The sequence below is a fragment of the Sphingopyxis sp. USTB-05 genome, assembly GCF_023822045.1.
Taxonomy (GTDB): Bacteria; Pseudomonadota; Alphaproteobacteria; order Sphingomonadales; family Sphingomonadaceae; genus Sphingopyxis.
In genome coordinates this window covers 2,259,311-2,278,384 of sequence record NZ_CP084712.1, presented here as the reverse complement: position 1 = coordinate 2,278,384, position 19,074 = coordinate 2,259,311, and the positions used below count along the sequence as shown (strand labels likewise).

20 protein-coding genes are annotated in these 19,074 nt (G+C 61.8%); 14 read left to right on the top strand and 6 right to left on the bottom strand.

Translation table 11 applies throughout. The features are described from left to right. Positions 1-151 precede the first annotated feature (151 nt). From KEC45_RS10410 to KEC45_RS10400, 3 genes are read left to right on the top strand one after another with little or no spacing between them, the layout of a single operon-like run. Positions 152-1,654: an ATP-binding protein gene (locus KEC45_RS10410; RefSeq protein WP_062179687.1), complete on the top strand. Its 1,503-nt coding sequence runs from the start codon at positions 152-154 to the stop codon at positions 1,652-1,654. Further along, positions 1,647-2,093, top strand: coding sequence for a response regulator (locus tag KEC45_RS10405; RefSeq protein ID WP_062179689.1), 447 nt, complete (start codon positions 1,647-1,649; stop codon positions 2,091-2,093). Before KEC45_RS10410 ends, KEC45_RS10405 begins: the two co-directional genes overlap by 8 nt. Further along, entirely contained in the window at positions 2,090-3,151 is a 1,062-nt protein-coding gene (locus tag KEC45_RS10400; protein ID WP_368389971.1) for a sensor histidine kinase, read from the top strand. The genes KEC45_RS10405 and KEC45_RS10400 overlap by 4 nt, the downstream gene beginning before the upstream one ends. A gap of 105 nt (positions 3,152-3,256) precedes the next feature. Here KEC45_RS10400 and KEC45_RS10395 read toward each other — a convergent pair whose 3' ends face one another. Together KEC45_RS10395 and KEC45_RS10390 are read right to left on the bottom strand one after the other, a co-directional pair. Then, the gene (locus KEC45_RS10395; RefSeq protein WP_238586617.1) at positions 3,257-4,138 is read right to left on the bottom strand and encodes an NAD(P)H-hydrate dehydratase; all 882 of its coding nucleotides are present in this window, start codon (positions 4,136-4,138) and stop codon (positions 3,257-3,259) included. Continuing rightward, on the bottom strand, positions 4,131-4,892 hold the full coding sequence (locus KEC45_RS10390) for a histidine phosphatase family protein (RefSeq protein WP_062179693.1): 762 nt from the start codon (positions 4,890-4,892) through the stop codon (positions 4,131-4,133). Before KEC45_RS10390 ends, KEC45_RS10395 begins: the two co-directional genes overlap by 8 nt. A 46-nt stretch (positions 4,893-4,938) precedes the next feature. Between KEC45_RS10390 and KEC45_RS21875 the strand changes: the two genes are divergently transcribed. The 3 genes from KEC45_RS21875 to KEC45_RS10380 all read left to right on the top strand — a co-directional run bounded on the left by KEC45_RS21875 (position 4,939) and on the right by KEC45_RS10380 (position 8,216). Next, positions 4,939-5,064 (top strand): hypothetical protein, encoded by a 126-nt coding sequence (locus KEC45_RS21875; protein ID WP_274520232.1) that lies wholly within the window; start codon positions 4,939-4,941, stop codon positions 5,062-5,064. Positions 5,065-5,214: 150 nt separating this feature from the next. Next, positions 5,215-5,688 (top strand): biliverdin-producing heme oxygenase, encoded by a 474-nt coding sequence (locus KEC45_RS10385; RefSeq protein ID WP_062179695.1) that lies wholly within the window; start codon positions 5,215-5,217, stop codon positions 5,686-5,688. Continuing rightward, complete coding sequence (locus tag KEC45_RS10380; RefSeq protein ID WP_062179697.1) at positions 5,685-8,216, top strand: HWE histidine kinase domain-containing protein; 2,532 nt, start codon at positions 5,685-5,687, stop codon at positions 8,214-8,216. The genes KEC45_RS10385 and KEC45_RS10380 overlap by 4 nt, the downstream gene beginning before the upstream one ends. Here KEC45_RS10380 and KEC45_RS10375 read toward each other — a convergent pair. Further along, the gene (locus KEC45_RS10375) at positions 8,197-8,487 is read right to left on the bottom strand and encodes a hypothetical protein (RefSeq protein ID WP_062179700.1); all 291 of its coding nucleotides are present in this window, start codon (positions 8,485-8,487) and stop codon (positions 8,197-8,199) included. The two genes, KEC45_RS10380 and KEC45_RS10375, sit on opposite strands and share 20 nt — an antisense overlap. A 33-nt stretch (positions 8,488-8,520) precedes the next feature. Next, positions 8,521-9,312 (bottom strand): Crp/Fnr family transcriptional regulator, encoded by a 792-nt coding sequence (locus KEC45_RS10370; RefSeq protein WP_193749130.1) that lies wholly within the window; start codon positions 9,310-9,312, stop codon positions 8,521-8,523. Between the two features lie 268 nt (positions 9,313-9,580). On the opposite strand from KEC45_RS10370, the gene KEC45_RS10365 reads away from it, so the two are divergent. From KEC45_RS10365 to KEC45_RS10355, 3 genes are all read left to right on the top strand, one after another. Further along, entirely contained in the window at positions 9,581-9,934 is a 354-nt protein-coding gene (locus KEC45_RS10365; protein ID WP_083435742.1) for a response regulator, read from the top strand. 87 nt (positions 9,935-10,021) lie between these two features. Beyond that, positions 10,022-11,536, top strand: coding sequence for an ATPase domain-containing protein (locus KEC45_RS10360; protein ID WP_238586618.1), 1,515 nt, complete (start codon positions 10,022-10,024; stop codon positions 11,534-11,536). Continuing rightward, positions 11,533-13,539 carry a PAS domain-containing sensor histidine kinase gene (locus KEC45_RS10355; protein ID WP_062179713.1) on the top strand — a complete coding sequence of 669 codons (2,007 nt, stop codon included), beginning with the start codon at positions 11,533-11,535 and terminating at the stop codon, positions 13,537-13,539. The genes KEC45_RS10360 and KEC45_RS10355 overlap by 4 nt, the downstream gene beginning before the upstream one ends. A 90-nt stretch (positions 13,540-13,629) precedes the next feature. Here KEC45_RS10355 and KEC45_RS10350 read toward each other — a convergent pair whose 3' ends face one another. After that, the gene (locus KEC45_RS10350; RefSeq protein WP_062179716.1) at positions 13,630-13,983 is read right to left on the bottom strand and encodes a hypothetical protein; all 354 of its coding nucleotides are present in this window, start codon (positions 13,981-13,983) and stop codon (positions 13,630-13,632) included. A 125-nt stretch (positions 13,984-14,108) separates the two neighbouring features. Continuing rightward, positions 14,109-14,492 carry a copper homeostasis periplasmic binding protein CopC gene (gene copC, locus KEC45_RS10345; RefSeq protein ID WP_062179718.1) on the bottom strand — a complete coding sequence of 128 codons (384 nt, stop codon included), beginning with the start codon at positions 14,490-14,492 and terminating at the stop codon, positions 14,109-14,111. 101 nt (positions 14,493-14,593) lie between these two features. Between copC and KEC45_RS10340 the strand changes: the two genes are divergently transcribed. The 5 genes from KEC45_RS10340 to KEC45_RS10320 all read left to right on the top strand — a co-directional run bounded on the left by KEC45_RS10340 (position 14,594) and on the right by KEC45_RS10320 (position 18,875). Continuing rightward, a complete protein-coding gene (locus tag KEC45_RS10340; protein WP_152682335.1) occupies positions 14,594-14,899 on the top strand; it encodes a hypothetical protein in 306 nt (101 codons plus the stop codon). A 2-nt stretch (positions 14,900-14,901) separates the two neighbouring features. Further along, a complete protein-coding gene (locus tag KEC45_RS10335; protein WP_062179724.1) occupies positions 14,902-15,339 on the top strand; it encodes a periplasmic heavy metal sensor in 438 nt (145 codons plus the stop codon). Beyond that, a complete protein-coding gene (locus tag KEC45_RS10330) occupies positions 15,336-15,920 on the top strand; it encodes an RNA polymerase sigma factor (RefSeq protein ID WP_252172002.1) in 585 nt (194 codons plus the stop codon). Before KEC45_RS10335 ends, KEC45_RS10330 begins: the two co-directional genes overlap by 4 nt. A gap of 100 nt (positions 15,921-16,020) precedes the next feature. Beyond that, positions 16,021-17,808 carry a copper resistance system multicopper oxidase gene (locus tag KEC45_RS10325; protein WP_062179729.1) on the top strand — a complete coding sequence of 596 codons (1,788 nt, stop codon included), beginning with the start codon at positions 16,021-16,023 and terminating at the stop codon, positions 17,806-17,808. Continuing rightward, on the top strand, positions 17,805-18,875 hold the full coding sequence (locus tag KEC45_RS10320; RefSeq protein WP_062179732.1) for a copper resistance protein B: 1,071 nt from the start codon (positions 17,805-17,807) through the stop codon (positions 18,873-18,875). The genes KEC45_RS10325 and KEC45_RS10320 overlap by 4 nt, the downstream gene beginning before the upstream one ends. The last annotated feature ends 199 nt before the right edge of the window (positions 18,876-19,074 follow it).

The following is a 19,074-nucleotide window of genomic DNA, read 5'->3' as shown; positions in this document are numbered from 1 at the left end:
AAATAATGTCCCCTATGTTCGGATAGGTCCAACGTCGTCGTGCCGGAAAAGATGCAAGCGGCGAGCATACGGGCTTGTTTAGCGACGCTGCGACAGTCATGAATGCTGCCGAAATCGGTGGCCAGGCTGCCGGTAGGGAAGTGCGAACTAGATGGATTCAACGAAAATTGGCGCGCTTGGCCGCGATGCCCGCGCAAGCCGATTGATCATCATCATGCTTTCATTCGGATTTGCGGCGCTGCTGGCGGCCGCGATCGCGACTTTCTGGATTCAGCGGCAGAATGAGGCCAACGCGCAGCTTGTGGCGCACACATTGGCAGTGGAGGCCAGTCTCGGCGGTTTCGCGAGCGCAAACGAACGAATGGAGACTGCGCGGCGCGGGCTCCTGCTGACTCAGAATTTCGCCTTCGCGGGCATTGTCGAAGATACGCAGAAGGTCGCATCGGCACGCGCGAATGAATTGGCGGCGTTGATCGCGGATAATCCGGCCCAGCAGCGCCGTGTGGAGCGGCTGCGCGCGCTGCTGGATTCCTATTTCCGCCACTATCGGATGACGATCTCCCTAAGCGGGGCGGCGCGCGCCCGCATGCTGGCCGACTTCTCGAACGATGATGGCGTAGCCTTCGTTCGCGAGATGCGCGCGATTGTGCAGACGATGGTCAATGACGAACTCGGGCTGCTGCGCGCCCGCGAGGCAGAACTGCGTATGACGCAGCGCCTTTTTACCGCAGCACTTGTTTCGACGGGCCTGCTCATCATAGTGATCGCGGCCGTGACGCTATGGCTCGTTCGACGGAACCTCACCGACTTGCGAACCTCGCGAGAAGAGCTTCGGTATCTGAACGACGGTCTGGAACAGCTTGTCGATGCGCGCACCGGCGAACTCAAACGCGCCAACGCGGAAATACAGCGCTTTGCCTACATCGTATCGCACGATCTTCGGTCCCCGCTCGTCAATGTCATGGGCTTTACCGCAGAACTTGAAACAGCGCGCCGGTCCATCGCCGGCTATCTTGAAAAAAGTGATGCGGAAGGCTGGGCCGCGCCCGATCCGAACACTCGCCTTGCGATCGAGGAGGATCTTCCCGAGGCGATCGGCTTCATCCGAACCTCGACGCAGAAGATGGACCGGCTGATCAACGCCATCCTCAACCTGTCGCGGCAGGGCCGCCGTACGCTCGCGCCCGAACCGCTCGATCTCACTTCGATGGTGCACGGCATCGTCGAAAGCCTTCAGCATCGCATCCAGGAAGATGGCACGGCCGTTTCGGTTGGCGAGTTGCCGACGATCGTCAATGATCGCGTCGCCGTCGAGCAGATATTGTCGAACCTTGTCGAGAATGCCCTCAAATATCTGAAGCCCGGCCGACCGGGCGTGATCGACGTGCGCGGGCGCACGGCTCATGGCCGCGCGGTCGTCGAGGTGATCGACAATGGCCGCGGGATCGACCCGCGCGATCACGGCCGCATTTTTGATCTGTTCCGGCGGTCTGGCACACAGGACCAGCCAGGCGAGGGGATCGGGCTTGCCCACGCACGAGCTCTTGCATATCGGCTGGGCGCGACTATCGAAGTTTCATCAGCCCTCGATGAGGGATCGACCTTCCGTTTAAGCTTGCCGACGGAATGGCTTGGCGGAGACGAAAATGCCTGACCAGCAACCGGTGAATATCGTGATGATCGAGGACGATGAGGGCCATGCGCGCCTTATCGAGAAGAATATCCGCCGCGCGGGTATTTCGAACACCATCCATCATTTCCTCGACGGCAATTCGGCGCTGTCGTTCCTTTACGACAGCGAACATGGCCCGGTGCGCAACGGCCCGGCACTGATCCTGCTCGACCTAAATCTGCCCGACATGAGCGGCACGGACATATTGGCGAAGATCAAGGGGGATGGCAGTCCGCTTCGTCGAACCCCGGTTGTGGTGCTGACGACGACCGACGACAAGGTGGAAATTCAGCGTTGCTATGACCTCGGTTGCAACGTCTACATCACCAAGCCGGTGAATTACGAGAATTTCGCGGATGCGATCCGACAACTTGGCCTCTTTCTGTCGGTGATCCAGGTCCCCGAACCCGATCCCGCCTGAGAAAGACGCTGCCCCACATCCTTTATATCGACGACGACGAGGGAATAAGACGCCTCGTCTCCCGCGCCTTGGCGCGGAAGGGCTTCGATATCAGCCTTGCAGCGACCGGTGCGGACGGCGTCGAAATGACGCGGGATGGTGCCTTCGACCTTGTAGCGGTCGATCATTATATGCCGGGAATGGATGGGCTGGCGACGATCGAGGCTCTCCGCGCACTGACCGATTGTCCGCCAATTGTTTATGTGACGGGATCGGAAGAAAGCAGGATTGCCGTCGCAGCCCTTAAATCGGGCGCCGACGACTATGTGGTCAAGTCGGTCGGCGAGGAATTCTTCGACCTGCTCGGCAGCATCTTTACGCAGGTCCTCGAACGAGCCCTGCTGCGCCGGGCGCGTGAGCAAGCGGAGGCCGAATTGCGGGCCAGTAACGCGCGGCTCGAAGCGTTGCTCAAGGAAGTAAATCACCGCGTCGCGAATAACCTGCAGATGGTGATGTCGTTCATCGCGCTGCAGGCGAAAACGCTGGCCGACCCTGGCGCACGCGAGGCGCTTCAGAAGACGCAGCAACGCATCGCGACGATCGCACAGGTCAACCGGCGCCTCTACACGACCGACGATGTCGAGTTTGTCGCGATGGACGAATATCTCGCCGGCCTTGCCACCGATCTTAGCGAGAGTTGGTCCACGGCTGCGGCTCGCCGTGAGGTTGTCGTTTCCGCGCCGCCTATCAAACTGTGCACCGACAAGGCAGTTGCGCTCGGCATGATCGCGAATGAATGGGTGAGCAATGCCTGCAAATATGCCTATGCCGAGGCCGCTCACGGCGAAATTTTGGTCAGTCTTTCCATGGACGGAGAGAATATGGTCGAACTTGCCGTCGAAGATGAGGGAATGGGCCTGCCCCAAGACGGCGCTGTCCGCGGCACGGGACTGGGGACCAAGCTCATCGCCGCCATGGCGCGTACCATGCGAGCCGAAGTGCGCTACGCGTTGGCGAGGTCGGGTAAAGGCACGCGGGCGTCCATTGCATTGCCGTTGAGCAAGAAGGATCGTCCGTAACCGCAACGCGGCGGACACAGGTCGCTCTTTTCTGGTCGGGAAGGCCGCTATTGGTTGGCCGGACGCTATGACAGAGCGCGACCGGGGCGCCACGGCGGGCGCAATCTACACCCCGCGCATAAGCCCAGGTGCGAGCGGCGCCAGTTCGCGGGCGAGATATCCGATCGGCCCCATCGCCTCCGACAGGCGGCGCCCGGCCTCACCATGGAGCCAGATGCCCCAGGCGGCCGCTTGAAGCGGCGCAAGGCCTTGCGCACCGAGGCCTGCGATCAAGCCGGCAAGCACGTCGCCCGACCCGCTGACGGCCAGACCAAGGCCGCCGCCGGCGTAGGATAAGCAGGTGCCCTCAGCCATCAAATGGCTCGTCGCCCCCTTGACCATGATTGCGGCGCCGAAGCGGTCGGCGGCGAGCGTCAGTGCAACAAGCGGGTCGCGCGACACCTCATCCTTGTCGGCGCCCAACATGGCGGCAAGTTCGCCTTCATGTGGGGTGAGGACGGTGTGGCTGCCGTGCGCAGCGATCGCATCTGCGTGGGCCGCGGCGGCGCGCAGGGCAAAGGCGTCGAGGAGCAAGAATATGTCGGCGGGTAGGGCGGGCAAGAGGGCGGCTAGCAGCGTGCGGACGATCTCTTCGTCGATCATCGCCGGCCCGAAGACAATCGCATCGTGATTGGCCATTTCGGCGAGCAACAGATCGGCGCTGCTGGGCGCGATCTCTCCGCTTTCGGTTTCGGGCAGGGCGACGACGGCGCAGGCCGGAAAAGCGATGCCGACGGGGATCGCGGCCGATGCGATGGTGGCGATCGTTACCTTGCCCGCGCCGGCACGAAAAGCCGCCTCGGCGGTCAGCAGCATCCCGCCGGGAACCCTGCGGCAGCCGCCGATGACCAGCACGCGCCCGCGACCGTTCTTGTCGACATTGTCATGATGATCGGGAAGCGGGTTCGCCTTGAGCCAAGCGGTGTCGAGCGCGATCGGGTCAACCACGAGCGGCGACCATCGCATCGGGCTCGCGGGTAACCGGAACGTCGTCCTTCATCGGCGCTGTCACATTGTAGCGCACCAGCACCAGATTACCGTCCCGGCCGATAGAGGGATCGAAGCGATATTCGGTGATCGCGCAATTGGCTACGTCACCCTCCTTGTCGATCGCCAGGATTTCCGCCTCTCCCAGATTTTCGATGATGGTGCGGAGGCAAAGTACGACGACCTGATGCGCGACGATCATCACGCGACGTCCGCCATAATGGAGCGACACGGTGTCGAGAAGCGACCGGAGACGAAGGATGACGTCGCACCAACTCTCGCCGCCCGGCGGGCGATGATAGAATTTACCGAGCAGACTACGGAACTCTGCCTGCTCGGGATGCGAGGCTTCGATGCCGAACCGCGTGAGGCCATCCAGAATACCGAACTCCTTTTCGCGGAGCCGCTCGTCGATGCAAATATTTTCGTCGAACTCGCACCCGCCGGCTTCACGGAAGATTTCTGCCGTTTGAACCGCTCGGATATATGGCGAAGCGAGCATGATCTCCGGGCGGCCGCCTTCCTCGCCGGACGCGAACCATTCACCGAGCGCTTTAGATTGCTCCCGTCCCAGCTTCGACAGCGGGACATCGACATCTCGGTGATCGAGTTCGATACGTTCGGCACCCGCGGCGTCTGCGGCATCGCGTGCGACATTGCCCGCGCTCTGGCCGTGCCGGACAACCCATAGCGTCGAAGGCCAGCGCGGTGTCATCGGGGTATCTCTTGCATGACGATCTAACGCGGTAGGTCGCTACCGGTTGCTCACGCTGCTTTGGAATGTGCAGCATGGCGGTGGCGATCAGAAGGGCGGTCGTTCGCCGATCGTCGGGGAAGCCAAGCTCGATAACGGCAAGCGGTCGGCGGCGCACGATAAAGTGAAGTGAGAATTTGGGTGTTCTAACATAAGATAAGTCGTTTCACCGCTGCGATGGCAGAATGCTTCCGGGCGCTGTGCTCGCCCGCAACCGGACGGACACTTGCCCAACAAAAAGCTTCGCCGCGCTCTCCAGGCTCATACGGCGCCCACACACCAATTGCTCGACGACGCGGTCGGATCGTTCGTCACGGCGGAAGCCTATGGCCGCTTCGTCGCAAGCAGTCTTGCGTTCCGTGATCCGATCGAGGCGCGGTTCGCCGGCTACGCGCAATGGCCTCTTTTGCCCTTAGCGGACCTGATGCGCGCCGATCTTGCGGACTTCAAGCTGGTACCGCGTCCCGAGCGGCGCTTTACGGTCGCGAGCCACGGCCCCGCCGCACTTGGGGTCGCCTATGTCGTCGAGGGGTCCGCGCTTGGCGCGCGACTTCTCGTCCGCCGCGCGGCCGCGCTCGGATTCGGGCCGCATCGCGGCGCGCGCCATCTCACGGCCCAAACGCGCGACCCGATGCGCTGGAGTCGCTTTTTGGCGCTGCTCGAGACGGTCCCGGACAGCGAGGCGGACGCTGTTCTCGAAGCGGCGGCGGCAACTTTCGATTTCGCGCTCGGCATCTATGCGGCGGAGAGCGTATGACCCCCTCCGTCGATCTTACCAACTGCGACCGCGAACCAATCCACATCCCGGGGAGCATCCAGCCGCACGGCTGTCTTGTCGCCTGCGACGCCGGGGCGGTGACGATCTTGCGGCATTCGCTCAACTGCGGTGACATGCTCGGTGCGGCGGGCAATCTCAACGGGCGCGACCTTGCGTCCGTCCTCGGTGCAAAGACCGCGCACGATATTCGTAACGCGCTCGGACGCGCCCAGCTCAGCGGACGCTCGGCGCTGATGTTCGATTGCGTGCTGGAAAACGGCCGTCGCTTCGATGTCGCAGTACACCGCTTCAAGGGCAGCGCGATCATCGAGTTCGAACCCGCAGAGGCCAATCTCGCCGCGCCGCTCGAAATGGCGCGCGCGATGATCGGGCGCATCGCGGCAATCGACAGCGTCGAACGGCTGGCGAAGGACAGTGCGCGGCTGGTACGCGCCGCCCTTGGTTACGACCGGGTGATGATCTACCAATTTGGGCCCGACGGTGCCGGCAAGGTGGTGAGCGAAGCGAAGCGCGCCGATCTCGAAAGCTTCCTTGGCCAATATTTTCCGGCGACCGACATCCCGCAGCAGGCACGGGCGCTCTATCTCAAGAACACGATCCGGATCATCTCGGACGCCGATTTCGAACGCATATCGGTCGAGCCGGTGCTCGACGCATCGGGCGAACCGCTCGACCTCTCGTTCGCGCACCTGCGCAGCGTCTCGCCGATCCACTGCGAATATCTGCGCAACATGGGCGTCGGCGCATCGATGTCGATCTCGATCATCGTCGACGGCGGGCTTTGGGGCTTGATCGCATGCCATCACTACAGCCCCCGCACCTTGTCGATGGCCGAGCGCGTTGCGGCCGAAATGTTCGGCGAATTCTTCTCGCTCCATCTTAATGCGCTGCGACATAAGCAAACGCTGGACGCGGCGCACCGGGCACGCGAGGCACTCGACAGCTTCCTGCGCGATACGGTCGGCTCGCACGACATCAACGGGTTGCTCCGCGACAAGCTTTCGCAGTTCGCCGGACTCATTCCTTGCGATGGCGCGGCGATGTGGCTCGACGGACAGATGTCGGTCGTGGGGTCGGTGCCGCCCGAGGCGGCCATTCTCGCGCTCGCGCGTTTTGCGGAAACCGTCGCCGATGGCCAGATATGGGCAACCCACAAACTCGCCAATGTCGTGCCGGGAGCCGAAGATTATGCGCCGATGGCGGCCGGCATGCTCGTCGTGCCGCTTTCGCAGCGGCCTCGGGACTTCCTCTTCTTTTTCCGCAAGGAGCTCGTCCACACGCTCGACTGGGCGGGAAATCCCGACAAGACCTATGAGACGGGGCCGCTTGGCGATCGGCTGACGCCGCGTAAGAGCTTCGCGATATGGAAGGAAACCGTGCGCAGCGAGAGCGCGCACTGGACCGAGCAGGAGCGACGCTTTGGCGAGGCAACGCGCATCGCGCTCGTCGAGGTCATCCTCCAGCACAGCGAGCGGCTCGCCGACGAACGTACCAAGGCCGAGCTTCGCCAGCGCATGCTCAACGAGGAGCTTAATCACCGGGTGAAGAACATCCTCGCCGTGATCCGCTCGCTCGTCGTGCATCCGACCGCCGACGGCGAGACGCTCGAAAATTACGCTGCATCGTTGCGCGGCCGCATTCAGGCCTTGTCGCTTGCGCACGACCAGGTCGTGCGCAACGATGGCGGCGGCGCGCTGCGCGATCTATTGCACGCCGAACTCATGCCCTATTGGGGCGATGGCGAGCGCGTTACGCTGGATGGCCCGGCGATCTGGATGGACGCACGCGCCTATTCGATCATGGCACTCGTCCTGCACGAGCTTTCGACCAATGCCGCCAAATATGGCGCCTTGTCGCTTCCCACCGGCCGCCTTTCAGTGAATTGGTCGCTGACGTCCGTTGGCGGCTGCAATATTGCCTGGCGTGAAATGGAGGGCCCGCTTGTCGCGGCGCCGGCGCACCGCGGGTTCGGCTCGGTCCTCATTGAGCGCAGCATCCCGTTCGACCTGGGGGGCGATGCATCGGTCGTCTATCTTCCCGAAGGGCTCAAGGCCGATTTCACCCTGCCATCGCGCTTCGTCACGCTGCGGCAGGCCGAAGCCGTTACGACGAAGGAGGAGCCGCCGATGGTCGACCGTCACGACAATCTTGATCTGGCCGGCATGACGGCGCTGATCGTCGAGGACCAGCTACTTATCGCGATCGATCTCGAGCAAATATTGGAGGATGTCGGCGTCATCGTGCTCAACACGCTGACGTCATCGCGCGATGCGCTCGAATTTCTGGCCGGCAGCGCACCCGATTTTGCGATCCTCGACATCAATCTGGGGCACGAGACATCCGAGCCGATCGCGCGCCTCCTCGCCGAGCGCGGCACACCTTTTCTCTTCGCGACGGGCTATGGCGACGATGGCACCATCCCCGACGACCTGGCGGCGGTGCCGGTGGCGAGGAAGCCGTTCGAACGCGATGCGCTTCTCGACAAGCTCAAGGTCGTGTTGGGCTGACGGGCGCGCGAAGATCGTCCCGGGAGGCTGGGGCCGGGCGCCAGTTGGCGTCGACAATCTGCACGATCAGCGCGCAGCTCAACTCGCCGCTTTCATTGGTGACGTTGATCCGCAGGCTGTCATCGCGAACGAGTATCCCCGGATCGTCGCTGAGGAGTTCGCCGCCGAACCTGATAGCCTCGCGCAGTGCGGCCGCGTCGTCGTCGAAGTCATTGCCATATGCGTCGATCTCCTGCGTGCCGTCGCAGAGATGGAAGAAATAGCGGGGCATGGGCAGGCATCTCCAATCATAGCCCGCCCTTATTCAGACAACCGCCGAACCTTGGTTTCGATGCAGGTAAATATCGGAAAATTGGGCAATCCTATGTAGCGTGGCAATGTCGGCGATCGACACGCGCCGCGACACGCGCCGGATCGCACCCTCTTTTTCGAGCTGCCGGAGCGTTCGGTTGATGTGCACCGGCGTCAGGCCGAGCAAGTCGGCGAGTTGTTCCTGCGTCAGCGGCAGCTCGAAATTGTCGATCGTCTCGCCCGCGATCTGCTCCACCCGGTAAAGCAGTTCGCAAAGCAGATGCGCGAGGCGGGCAAGCGCATTCCGGCGGCCGATGTTGAGTAGCCACTCGCGTCCGATCGAAGCTTCGATCAATATGTCGACGAAGACGGCGCGGGCGAGGCCAGGGCGCGGCGCCACCAGCTTTTCCAGATCCTTCAGCGCGAAGATCGCAAGCTCGACCTTGGTAAGCGCCTGAAGGTTATGGTCGGCGCGGTCGAGATAGAGCGATTGGAAATCGAGCGGGTCGCCCGGGATCTTGAGCGCGACGATCTGTCGACCGCCATCGGCGGAGATCTTTTGACGGTAGGCGAAGCCCGACAGCAGCACCGGGCAGATTTCCGCCCGCTCGCCTTCTCGCAGAATATGGTCGTTGGGCTCCAGCGTCTTGATGCTGAACGGCAGTGAGGCGATCGCGGCCTGGTCATCGGCGGCGAGACGGCTGTGGCTGATCAGCTTGCGGATAAAGATGCCGAGCCGATCGTCCCGCGGCGCCTGCGCGGCGTCACCCATCCAGCGAAAAGGGGCGTCGACATCCCTGTGCACATATCCTCCTGTCCATCGGGTTCCATCCGAATGACAAACATTTGTTTGCGAAAAGCGTTCCCGGGCTCGCGGGCTTTGGCGCAGCGCGCCAGCCGCACCGAACATTGATTTGAATAACGCGAAGAGACTGCGACGTCGCGCGCCGGGGGCAATGACCGGGGACGGCGTTCGAACGGCAGGCTGTGTTGGCGCGCGGAACAAACCGGCCTACCGCCTTGTTCTAGCTTGATCCTTGGCGCCCCTGGCGCCGTGCCGTACCGGAGCAAGCATGCCGACATTGCAGCGCATATTGATCGTCGAGGATGACGCCATCATCGGCATGCTTCTTGAGGAATATTTCCTCATGATGGGGCGCGAGCCGATTGCGGTCGTCGATGGCGTGTCGCCCGCGCTGGCGAGAATATCTGAAGGCGGAATCGATGCCGCGATCGTCGATGTCCACCTGGCCCATGGCGACAGCGGCGATCCGATCGCGGCGGCATTGTCGGACGCGGACATTCCGTTCCTGGTGGCGACGGGCGGTTTCACCGAGGCGCTCGGGGCAGCTTGGCAAGATCGGCCCTATCTCGCAAAGCCCTTCACGCTCGACAGCTTGAAGCGCGCGCTCGCTGAGCTTGACTGAACTCTTCGCCATGCGCCGTTGCGGGAACCGCTTCCGCTTGTCGAACATTTTCCACCGACAGGCCGATGAGCGATGGAGCGCAACCGAGTGACAGAGGAAACCAATGTGGATCGGACGATCAAGGCGGAAACCGGGGTCTCGGGCCTCGACGAAATCATTGCGGGGGGCCTGGCGCGAGGTCGCATCTTCCTCATGGAGGGCGACCCAGGCACGGGCAAGACCACAATCGCAAACCAGTTTCTCCTCGCCGGCGCCGCCAAGGGAGAATGCTGCCTTTACATCACCTTGTCGGAGACCGAGGAGGAACTGCGAGAGACCGCCCGATCGCATGGGTGGGATCTTCCCGACAATTTCCATATCTTCGAGCTCGTACCTCCCGAAGCCCTGCTCAATGACGAGCAGCAGCAAAGCCTTCTCTATTCATCCGACCTGGAGCTCGGCGAGACGACCAAGCGCATTCTCGAAAAATATGAGGAGGTGAAACCCGATCGGGTCGTACTCGACAGCCTCTCCGAAATCCGCTTGCTTGCGCAAAGTTCGCTTCGGTATCGCCGCCAGATCCTGTCGCTCAAACATTATTTCGCGCGGCATGACGCCACGGTGCTCATGCTTGACGACCTGACGTCCGAGAGCGCCGACAAGACGGTGCACAGCGTTGCGCACGGGGTCATTCGGCTGCAGGAGATGTCGCCCGAATATGGCGCGGAAAGGCGCCGGCTGCGCGTCCTTAAATATCGCGGTCAGCGCTTTCGCGGCGGTTATCATGATTTTGTGATCGAGAGGGGCGGGGTGCGCGCCTTTCCGCGCCTTGTATCGCTCGAGCACAAGACCGATTTCGTTCGCGACGTCGTCAAAACCGAGAATGCCGAACTCAACGCTCTACTCGGCGGCGGCTTCGATACGGGGTCGAGCGCGCTTATTCTCGGACCCTCCGGGACGGGAAAATCCCTCTTTGCGCTAACCTTCGTCGAGAGCGCGATCCGCCGCGGCGACAAGGCCGCGATGTTCGTCTTCGACGAGGAGCTCGGTCTCCTGATTTCGCGCGCCAGGGGAATGGGGATCGACATCCAGCAGATGGTTGATAGCGGCAATCTCATCATCGAGCAGGTCGACGCCGCCGAACTGTCGCCGGGCGAATTCTCGCATCGCGTGCGCAATTGTGTTGAGCAATATCAGGCGAAAACTGTCGTTATCGACAGCCTTAACGGTTTTCAGGCTGCGATGCCCGAAGAGACGGCGCTCATACTTCACATGCATGAGCTGCTGCAATATTTGAACCGACGGGGCGCGATGACGTTCCTGACCGTCGCACAGCACGGCCTAGTGGGCGACATGAAAGCGCCGGTTGATGTGACATATCTTGCCGACACCGTCGTCTTGCTCCGCTATTTCGAGGCGGCGGGCCGCGTGCGCCGCGCCATATCGATCATGAAAAAGCGCACCGGCGCCCACGAGCATACAATCCGCGAATATCGCATTGGCGCGGGTGGTATCACTCTTGGCGAGCCGCTTACCGGTTTTCAGGGCGTGCTTCGGGGCGTTCCGGAGATCATCGGGAACGGAGATCTCATGGAAACGCCGCAGGCACTTCCGACGGGATGAACCGGACCTTTTCAGAGCGGGCGATCATTCTCGCGCCGCGAGGAAGAGACGCCGATATCGCCGCCTCGATGCTGCGCGAGGCAGGCATCGAAAGTGCGATCGCGACGGGGCTCCAGGATTTTGTCGACATCTTGCTTCGCGGAGCGGGTTTCGGGCTGGTCACCGATGAGGCGCTTCGCGGTGCGGATCTTCGCGCGCTGGACGCCTTCATCCGGGCGCAGGGCGAATGGTCGGATTTTCCGTTCATCCTCCTCACCGAGCGCGGCGGAAGCATCGAGCGCAATCCTGCTGCCGGTCGCTATCTCGAACTTTTAGGCAATGTGACCTTTATCGAGCGTCCGTTTCATCCCACGACTCTTATCAGCATCGTTAAGGCTGCTCTGCGTGGGCGCCGCAGGCAATATGAAGCGCGGGCGCGGCTGCAGGCGATCCGCGAAGGCGAACAACAGCTGCGCATTGCCCTTTCTGCCGGACGGCTTGGCGAATGGAGTTTTGACGTCGCCACGATGCGGCTCGACGCATCGCCCGATTGCAAGAGCCATTATGGCAGATCCGCCGATGACCCGTTCCCCTATGATGAGCTTGTCGCAAGCGTGCACGCCGACGACAGGGCGACAATGCAGGCAGAGGTGGAGCGTTCACTCAAGACGGGCGCCGACTATGACATCGAATATCGCTGCATCTGGCCAGACGGATCGGTTCATTGGGTGCAGGTTCGCGGCAAACCCGAACTCGACGCGAGGGGGCGTGCGCTGGGGATGATTGGCGTCAGTCAGAAAATCACCGAGCGAAAGGAAGCCGAAGAGACGCTGCGCAACTTTGCCGTAGAGCTGGAACAACGGGTCGAGGCGCGCACGCGCGAACATGCAGAGGTGATGGCGCAACTCCATGAAGCCCAGAAACTCGAGACGCTCGGCCAGTTGACCGGCGGGGTCGCGCACGATTTCAACAATCTCCTCACGCCCATCGTGGGCAGCCTGGACATCTTGCGCACAAAGATTTCGGATGCGCGGCTGCAGAAGCTTCTCGATGGTGCGCTCCAGTCGTCCGAACGCGCACGAACCCTGGTAGCGCGCCTTCTTGCATTTGCCCGCCGCCAGAATCTCGAGACGCTGCCCGTCGACGTGAAGGAACTGATCGAGGGGATGGAGGAACTTGTTCAGCGCTCAATTGGTCCGACGATCGACTTGTCGGTTGATCTCGTGGCCGACGTCCCAGCCGCAATGGTCGATCCGCACCAGCTAGAACTCGCCATTCTCAACCTCGCCGTCAACGCGCGCGACGCGATGCCGGAAGGCGGACGCCTTGCGATCTCGGTCGCTCGCTGGGAACCCGAAGTTGAAGATGGAAGCCTTCCCGATGGAATTTATATTCGCATCGCTGTGGCGGATAGCGGAGCAGGCATGGATGCCGAGACGCTCGCGCGTGCTGTCGAGCCTTTCTATTCCACAAAAGGCGTTGGCAAGGGCACGGGCCTGGGCCTGTCGATGGTGCATGGTCTTGCGGCTCAGTCGGGCGGGCGCCTGACGCTCAGTAGCGAGCAGGGCACAGGCACCGTCGCTGAAATTCTTTTGCCAGCCGCATCCTCGGAAGCCCTGTCACACATTTCGCCGGCAGAAGCGCCGCTGCTGGAAACGACACCGCTTCGTATATTGCTTGTCGATGACGAGGATGTCGTTCGGGAAGGGACCGCGGCGATGCTTGAAGAGATGGGACATTTTGTGAAGCAGGCCGGCTCCGGACCGCAGGCGCTCAGCTTGGTCCGGTCGCAGCCCTTCGACATCGTTGTCACCGACTATCTAATGCCATCGATGAGCGGCCTTGAGCTGGCGCGCGAGGCGCGCAAGGTCCGGGCCGATATCCCGGTGCTGATGATCACGGGGTTTGCCGACCTTGCCGAGGACACGGCAAGCGATGTCCTTCGCTTGCCGAAGCCCTTTCGCGCGGCCGAGATGGCGCGCGCAATCCATGATGCGATGGCCGAAGACGCGCTCGCCAACTGATAGCATATATTTTTGGCAACCCCTGTCCTGATCGGGAAGCCGTGTGCAAACTAGCGGTGGCGGGCGAGCGCCGACCATGGCTCGCAGCTATTACGCTCCATGATACTCTTTCAATGCGTCCTCGAAATCTTCGATCGAACCGACCTGCTCGCGAGCGGGTTCGCCGGCGAAAGAAGGGAAAACCGCGTCGATCCGGTCACGTAATGTTTCGTCGAAATTGGATTGCCTCGCAACGCGTTCCCGCTTCCCGACGGTAAGCTCTGTGAAGATGGCTTCCTTGATACGGTCGAGCCCTTCGACGCTCAAAACTCCCGCATTCAGCAACTCCTCGCACAGCTGAATGAGCCCAACAGTCGTCGCGTGTGCGCGAAGCCCGATGAGATCGAGCGTGTGGTGACGCTCACGGGCTGCGATGTCGCCTCTCGGCGGAATGTTCGTCGGCATTCTCTCTCCACTTTCAAACTGCAACGTGATTTCGTCGTCTCTTGAACAGCATGCCAATGAGACCAGGCCTCGGCAAGGGAACGAGGGCGAACCTGATGCCGATCAGCGCGGGATCGCCCACCGCCCTACTTTACGGTGAAGCTGAATTCGCCACCCATTCGGTGGGTGTCGGCGCCCGCGGCCGACCATTTGACCTTGTAGGTTCCCGGCACCAGCGCCCGCTTCAGCGCGAGTGTCATCGACTTACCGTCTTTGCTCATCGCCGGCGTATAGGGAATTTTCATTGGCGCGTGATTGGCCATGCCGGGCATTCCGGTCATGACGAATTCAGTTTTGACAGTCGAAGCGATTATCTTTTCGTTGAACTTCAGGTTGACGGACGTCACTTTCGAAACGGTCGAATTGGCCGCGGGGGTCGAACCGATGAGCTGGGTGTGCGCACTTGCGGCGCCCGGCATCAAGAGCAGCGCGAGAGCGGCTGTCGCGGAGGGGAGAAGCGATTTGAACATAAAAAACTCCAATTGCGTGTCCGTCCTGTTAATACGCAGGGCGGGCGCATAGCCCTCATCTGCAAGGAAAAGAATGTAGCGGTGAGGGGTGATTGCCGCTCATGCGTATAAACAATGACAAGAATTGGCGAGACAGGTCGATGGACGAAGAGCTTCGCATTTTGGACAGGTTCGAGTTGCCGGCGTCGCTCGACGCGCTGGACGATCGCATTATCGGCGCCCTTGCGGCGCGCCGACGCGAATCTGCCGCGATTGGCCGGCTGATGGCTTTGGCCGCCTTTGTGTCGCTGGGCGGCGGCGTTGTCGCTGGCAGCGCCTTCCCAGGACCCGCAGTCGCGGCTAGCCCCATCAGTCCGTTCGGGCCTGCCAGCGCGCTTGCGCCCTCGACCTTGCTGGACTCGCAGTAAGGATGTCCGCGCGCCGCTTGTTCATCGTCGGGTTGATCGCTTTCGCCGCCGCCATTGCAGGCGTGTTCGTTGGCCGCATCGTGTCGGATCCGCCGAAAGCCAGCGAAACTGAACTGCACGCGCTTCTCCATAGCGAGCTGGATCTTACGCCGGTGCAGGAAGCGAAGCTCGAACAGATCGAAACCAAATTTGCCGAACGGCGCCGGACGCTCGAGACCGAAATGCGCGCAGCCAACATCCGGCTTGCGCAAGCGATCGAGGCCGAACATGGCTATGGACCGCGGGTCACTGAGGCCATCGATCATACTCATGACGTCATGGGGACGTTGCAGAAGGAAACGCTTCAGCATCTCTTCGCGATGCGGGCGATCCTTGATGATAACCAGGCGCGCATGTTCGACAAGAGCGTGGTCAAGGCGCTGACCGCCGATGCGCGGTGAACTCCGATCTATCGCCGTATAGCGACCAGCAGCTCGTGGCGCGCGCGCGCGCGGGCCACGAGGATGCCTATCGTGAGTTGCTGGGTCGCTACAAGGCTGTGGTCTACCGGCTCATCGTCAAACATATCGGCGACGCCGATGAGGCGATGGACCTGACGCAGGAAACCTTCGTTGCCGGATTCTCCGCGCTCGCCCGCTATGATGGCGAGCGTTCGTTCCGCATCTGGATATCGCGCGTCGCTCTCAACAAATGTCGTGACTGGGGCCGCCGGCGAAAGGTGCGGTCCTTTTTCTCGCGCGCACTGCCGCTTGAGAGTGCGCATCATGTAGCGAGCGATATTCCCGCGCCGGACATAAAAGTGAACGATCGGCTGGAGCTGGCGAGGGTTCGCGCCGCAGTTGGTCAACTTCCGGAAAAATTGCGCGAAGTGCTTCTCCTTCGCGGGATGGACGAGGTCAGCCAGTCCGAAGCGGCGGCAATGCTGGACGTCAGCGAAAAGACCATCGAAACCCGTCTCTATCGCGCACGGACCCGTCTCAAGGCGTTGCTTGCTGGAACGGGCGAACGCGATCAGGGTTGAGCGTTCAAACGCTCGACCGCACTTTTTTATTCTGTCGATGAGGGGCAGACCTAGTGCCTGCGTATGGCATTATGAACATTCGGAAACGGTCGGGAAGAATATGCAGGTAGATAGGCGTCGGTTCGTGAGCGCAGCTCTGGGCGGGGGAGCAGCCGCCGCCGCGGCATCCTGGTTTCCGGCGTGGGCTCAGCCGGTGTCGCAGGGCATCACGGCGCCGCTGCCCACCGTTTCGGGCAATGACATCACCCTGCGCATCGCCCGGCAGACGATGCGGATCGACGGCAAGCTCAGCCGCGCGATTGGCATCAACGGCACGGTGCCTGCGCCACTGGTGCGGCTCAAGGAAGGGCAGACTGCGAAGCTCACCGTGGTCAACGACCTCGACGAGGACAGCTCGATTCACTGGCACGGCCTGATTCTTCCGTTTCATATGGACGGCGTTCCAGGCGTCAGCTTCCCCGGCATCAAGCCGCGCTCGAAATTCGTTTATGAATTTCCGGTCGTGCAGTCGGGGACCTACTGGTATCACAGCCATTCGGGCCTGCAGGAGCAGCTCGGCCACTACGGACCGATCGTCATCGATCCAGCGGGAGCTGATCCCATTGGTTATGACCGCGAACATGTTGTTGTGCTGTCCGATCATAGCCAGCTGTCGCCAGAGGCGATCTTCCGCAAGCTGAAGGTCAATCCCGGCCATTTCAACATGCAGCGCCAAACACTGTCGGGACTGCTTTCGGGCAAAGACCAATCGCTGAAAGAGCGCATCGAGTGGGGCGCGATGCGGATGGATCCGACTGACGTAGCCGATGTTAACGGATCGACGTACACCTTCCTCGTCAATGGCTATGGCCCGCGCGACAATTGGACCGCGCTTTTCAATCCTGGCGAGCGCGTGCGGCTGCGCATCGTCAACGCTTCGGCAATGACGATCTTCAATATACGCATCCCGGGTCTCAGGATGACCGTCGTGCAGGCTGACGGCCTGAATGTTGTGCCGACCGAGATCGACGAGTTCCAGATTGCGGTCGCCGAAACCTATGATGTCATCGTGACCCCGGTCGAGGACCGGGCTTATACGCTTGTCGCCGAAGCCAACGACCGCTCGGGCATGGGACGCGCTACGCTGGCGCCGCGTGCGGGCATGGCCGCCGAAGTCCCGCCCCTTCGCGAGCGCCCGCTCGCGACGATGAAGGACATGGGAATGGGTGCGATGACGGCCGGCGATGCGGCATGCACCGCCGAGCACGCAGCGATGGGGCATTGCAAGCTGCCGCCCGCGGACGGCGCGGCGCAGGACCATGCCGCGATGGGACATGGCGCGGGTGGGATGCAGCACAGCATGCGCGATTTCAGCGTTGCTGCGCAGGTGAAGCGCGATCCCAGCGTCCAGACGATCTCACCGATGCCCGTCGACCGTATGGGCGAGCCGGGGCAGGGGCTGGAGGATGTGGGTCACAAGGTTATGACCTATCATGACCTGGTCGCTCTCGATCGCAATCCCGACGTGCGAGCTGCCGAGCGATCGCTCGACATCCATCTTACCGGCAATATGGAACGCTTCATGTGGTCTTTCGACGGGGTGAAGATGTCCGATCACCATGAGCCGATCCCCTTCATCGAGGGCGAGCGGGTCCGGATCAATCTCATCAACGATTCGATGATGAGCCACCCTATCCATCTGCACGGGCATTTCTTCGAACTTGTCACGGGCAAGGGCGATCACTCGCCGCGCAAGCACACTGTGCTTGTCCAGCCGGGGGGCACGGCTAGCTTCGATTTCACTGCCGACGCAATCGGCGACTGGGCGTTTCATTGCCACATGCTTTATCACATGCATGCAGGAATGATGCGCGTCGTAAGCGTGCGCCCTCGGGGAGAGGCTGCATGATGCGGACGCCAGTTTTCTTCGCGGGCACCGCATTGCTTGCCTTCGCGTCTCCTGCGGCTGCGCAGTCGATGGATCATTCGTCGATGTCCGGCATGGCGATGGATCAGGCAGAAGCACGCACATCTGCCTGTCCCCCGGAGCATGCGGCGATGGGCCATTGCACGGCCGAAGCGGACAGCCCGAAACCCGCGCCGACAATGGAAGAACCAGCGGCCGCGCCGGTGGACCCCGATTGTCCGCCCGAGCATGCGAAGATGGGGCATTGCACGCCAAGGGTCGGCGCAGCGGCCGAGCCGGCCTCCGGCGCTTCCGGCACCGATCTTCCGCCGGGCGAAGCTCCCGCCCCGGCGGCGCCGGACGACTGGTATGCCGATCGTATCTATCCAGCGGCCGAGATGGAGCATTCGCGTCACGAGATGATGAAGGAAAATGGCGCGCAGACCATCGCCTTCATCAGCTTTAACCTCGCCGAATATCAGGCGCGCAAGGGCCGCGATGGTTTTCGCTGGGACGGCGAGGCATGGTACGGCAGCGACATTGATCGGCTCACGATCAAAAGCGAAGGCGAAGGTGTCTTTGGCGAAGGCATCGAGGGCGCCGAGGTGCAGGCGCTCTACAGCCGTGCAATTGGCCCCTATTTCAATGCACAGGCGGGTGTCAGGCAAGATTTGGGGCCAGGCCCGGATCGCACCTATGCGACGATCGGTTTCGAGGGGCTCGCACCCTATTGGTTCGAGGTCGAGGGCGCCTTGTTTCTCTCAATCAAGGGCGATCTCCTCGGCCGGCTCGAAGGCTATTATGATCAGCGCGTCACGCAGAAACTTATCCTCCAGCCAATGGCCGAACTCAACTTCGCGTTTCAGGACGTACCCGAGACCGGCACCGGTTCGGGCCTCTCCGACCTCGAGCTAGGGCTTCGTCTTCGCTATGAGGTCGTGAAGGAATTCGCGCCCTATGTCGGCGTCGAATGGGCGCGCAAGGTTGGCGATACGGCCCGCTTTGCGCGGGCAGCAGGCGAAGATGCCAGCGGCGTCAGCTTCGTGATGGGTATCCGCGCCTGGTTCTAGAGATTCGCGGGATCGCGCAAGGTCGAGCAGACACTGCGTAACCGGCTGCCATAGTCTTCGCGGTGGTCGATTGTCGGCGGCCTGACCGATATCACGTGTGTCCGTCCTGATTGAACATCCATTGGATTTCTACATCGCACGCCCGCTTCGTCAGGGGAGGCGATGGGCTCTCGCCCGATTCGTTCCGGCATGGCGCCCA

Coding starts and splice junctions, on each gene's coding strand:
- KEC45_RS10410 (WP_062179687.1), top strand. CDS start 152: ATGGATTCAACGAAAATTGGCGCGCTTGGCCGCGATGCCCGCGCAAGC.
- KEC45_RS10405 (WP_062179689.1), top strand. CDS start 1,647: ATGCCTGACCAGCAACCGGTGAATATCGTGATGATCGAGGACGATGAG.
- KEC45_RS10390 (WP_062179693.1), bottom strand. CDS start 4,892: ATGACACCGCGCTGGCCTTCGACGCTATGGGTTGTCCGGCACGGCCAG.
- KEC45_RS10380 (WP_062179697.1), top strand. CDS start 5,685: ATGACCCCCTCCGTCGATCTTACCAACTGCGACCGCGAACCAATCCAC.
- KEC45_RS10375 (WP_062179700.1), bottom strand. CDS start 8,487: ATGCCCCGCTATTTCTTCCATCTCTGCGACGGCACGCAGGAGATCGAC.
- KEC45_RS10365 (WP_083435742.1), top strand. CDS start 9,581: ATGCCGACATTGCAGCGCATATTGATCGTCGAGGATGACGCCATCATC.
- KEC45_RS10355 (WP_062179713.1), top strand. CDS start 11,533: ATGAACCGGACCTTTTCAGAGCGGGCGATCATTCTCGCGCCGCGAGGA.
- KEC45_RS10350 (WP_062179716.1), bottom strand. CDS start 13,983: ATGCCGACGAACATTCCGCCGAGAGGCGACATCGCAGCCCGTGAGCGT.
- copC (WP_062179718.1), bottom strand. CDS start 14,492: ATGTTCAAATCGCTTCTCCCCTCCGCGACAGCCGCTCTCGCGCTGCTC.
- KEC45_RS10340 (WP_152682335.1), top strand. CDS start 14,594: ATGCGTATAAACAATGACAAGAATTGGCGAGACAGGTCGATGGACGAA.
- KEC45_RS10335 (WP_062179724.1), top strand. CDS start 14,902: ATGTCCGCGCGCCGCTTGTTCATCGTCGGGTTGATCGCTTTCGCCGCC.
- KEC45_RS10325 (WP_062179729.1), top strand. CDS start 16,021: ATGCAGGTAGATAGGCGTCGGTTCGTGAGCGCAGCTCTGGGCGGGGGA.
- KEC45_RS10320 (WP_062179732.1), top strand. CDS start 17,805: ATGATGCGGACGCCAGTTTTCTTCGCGGGCACCGCATTGCTTGCCTTC.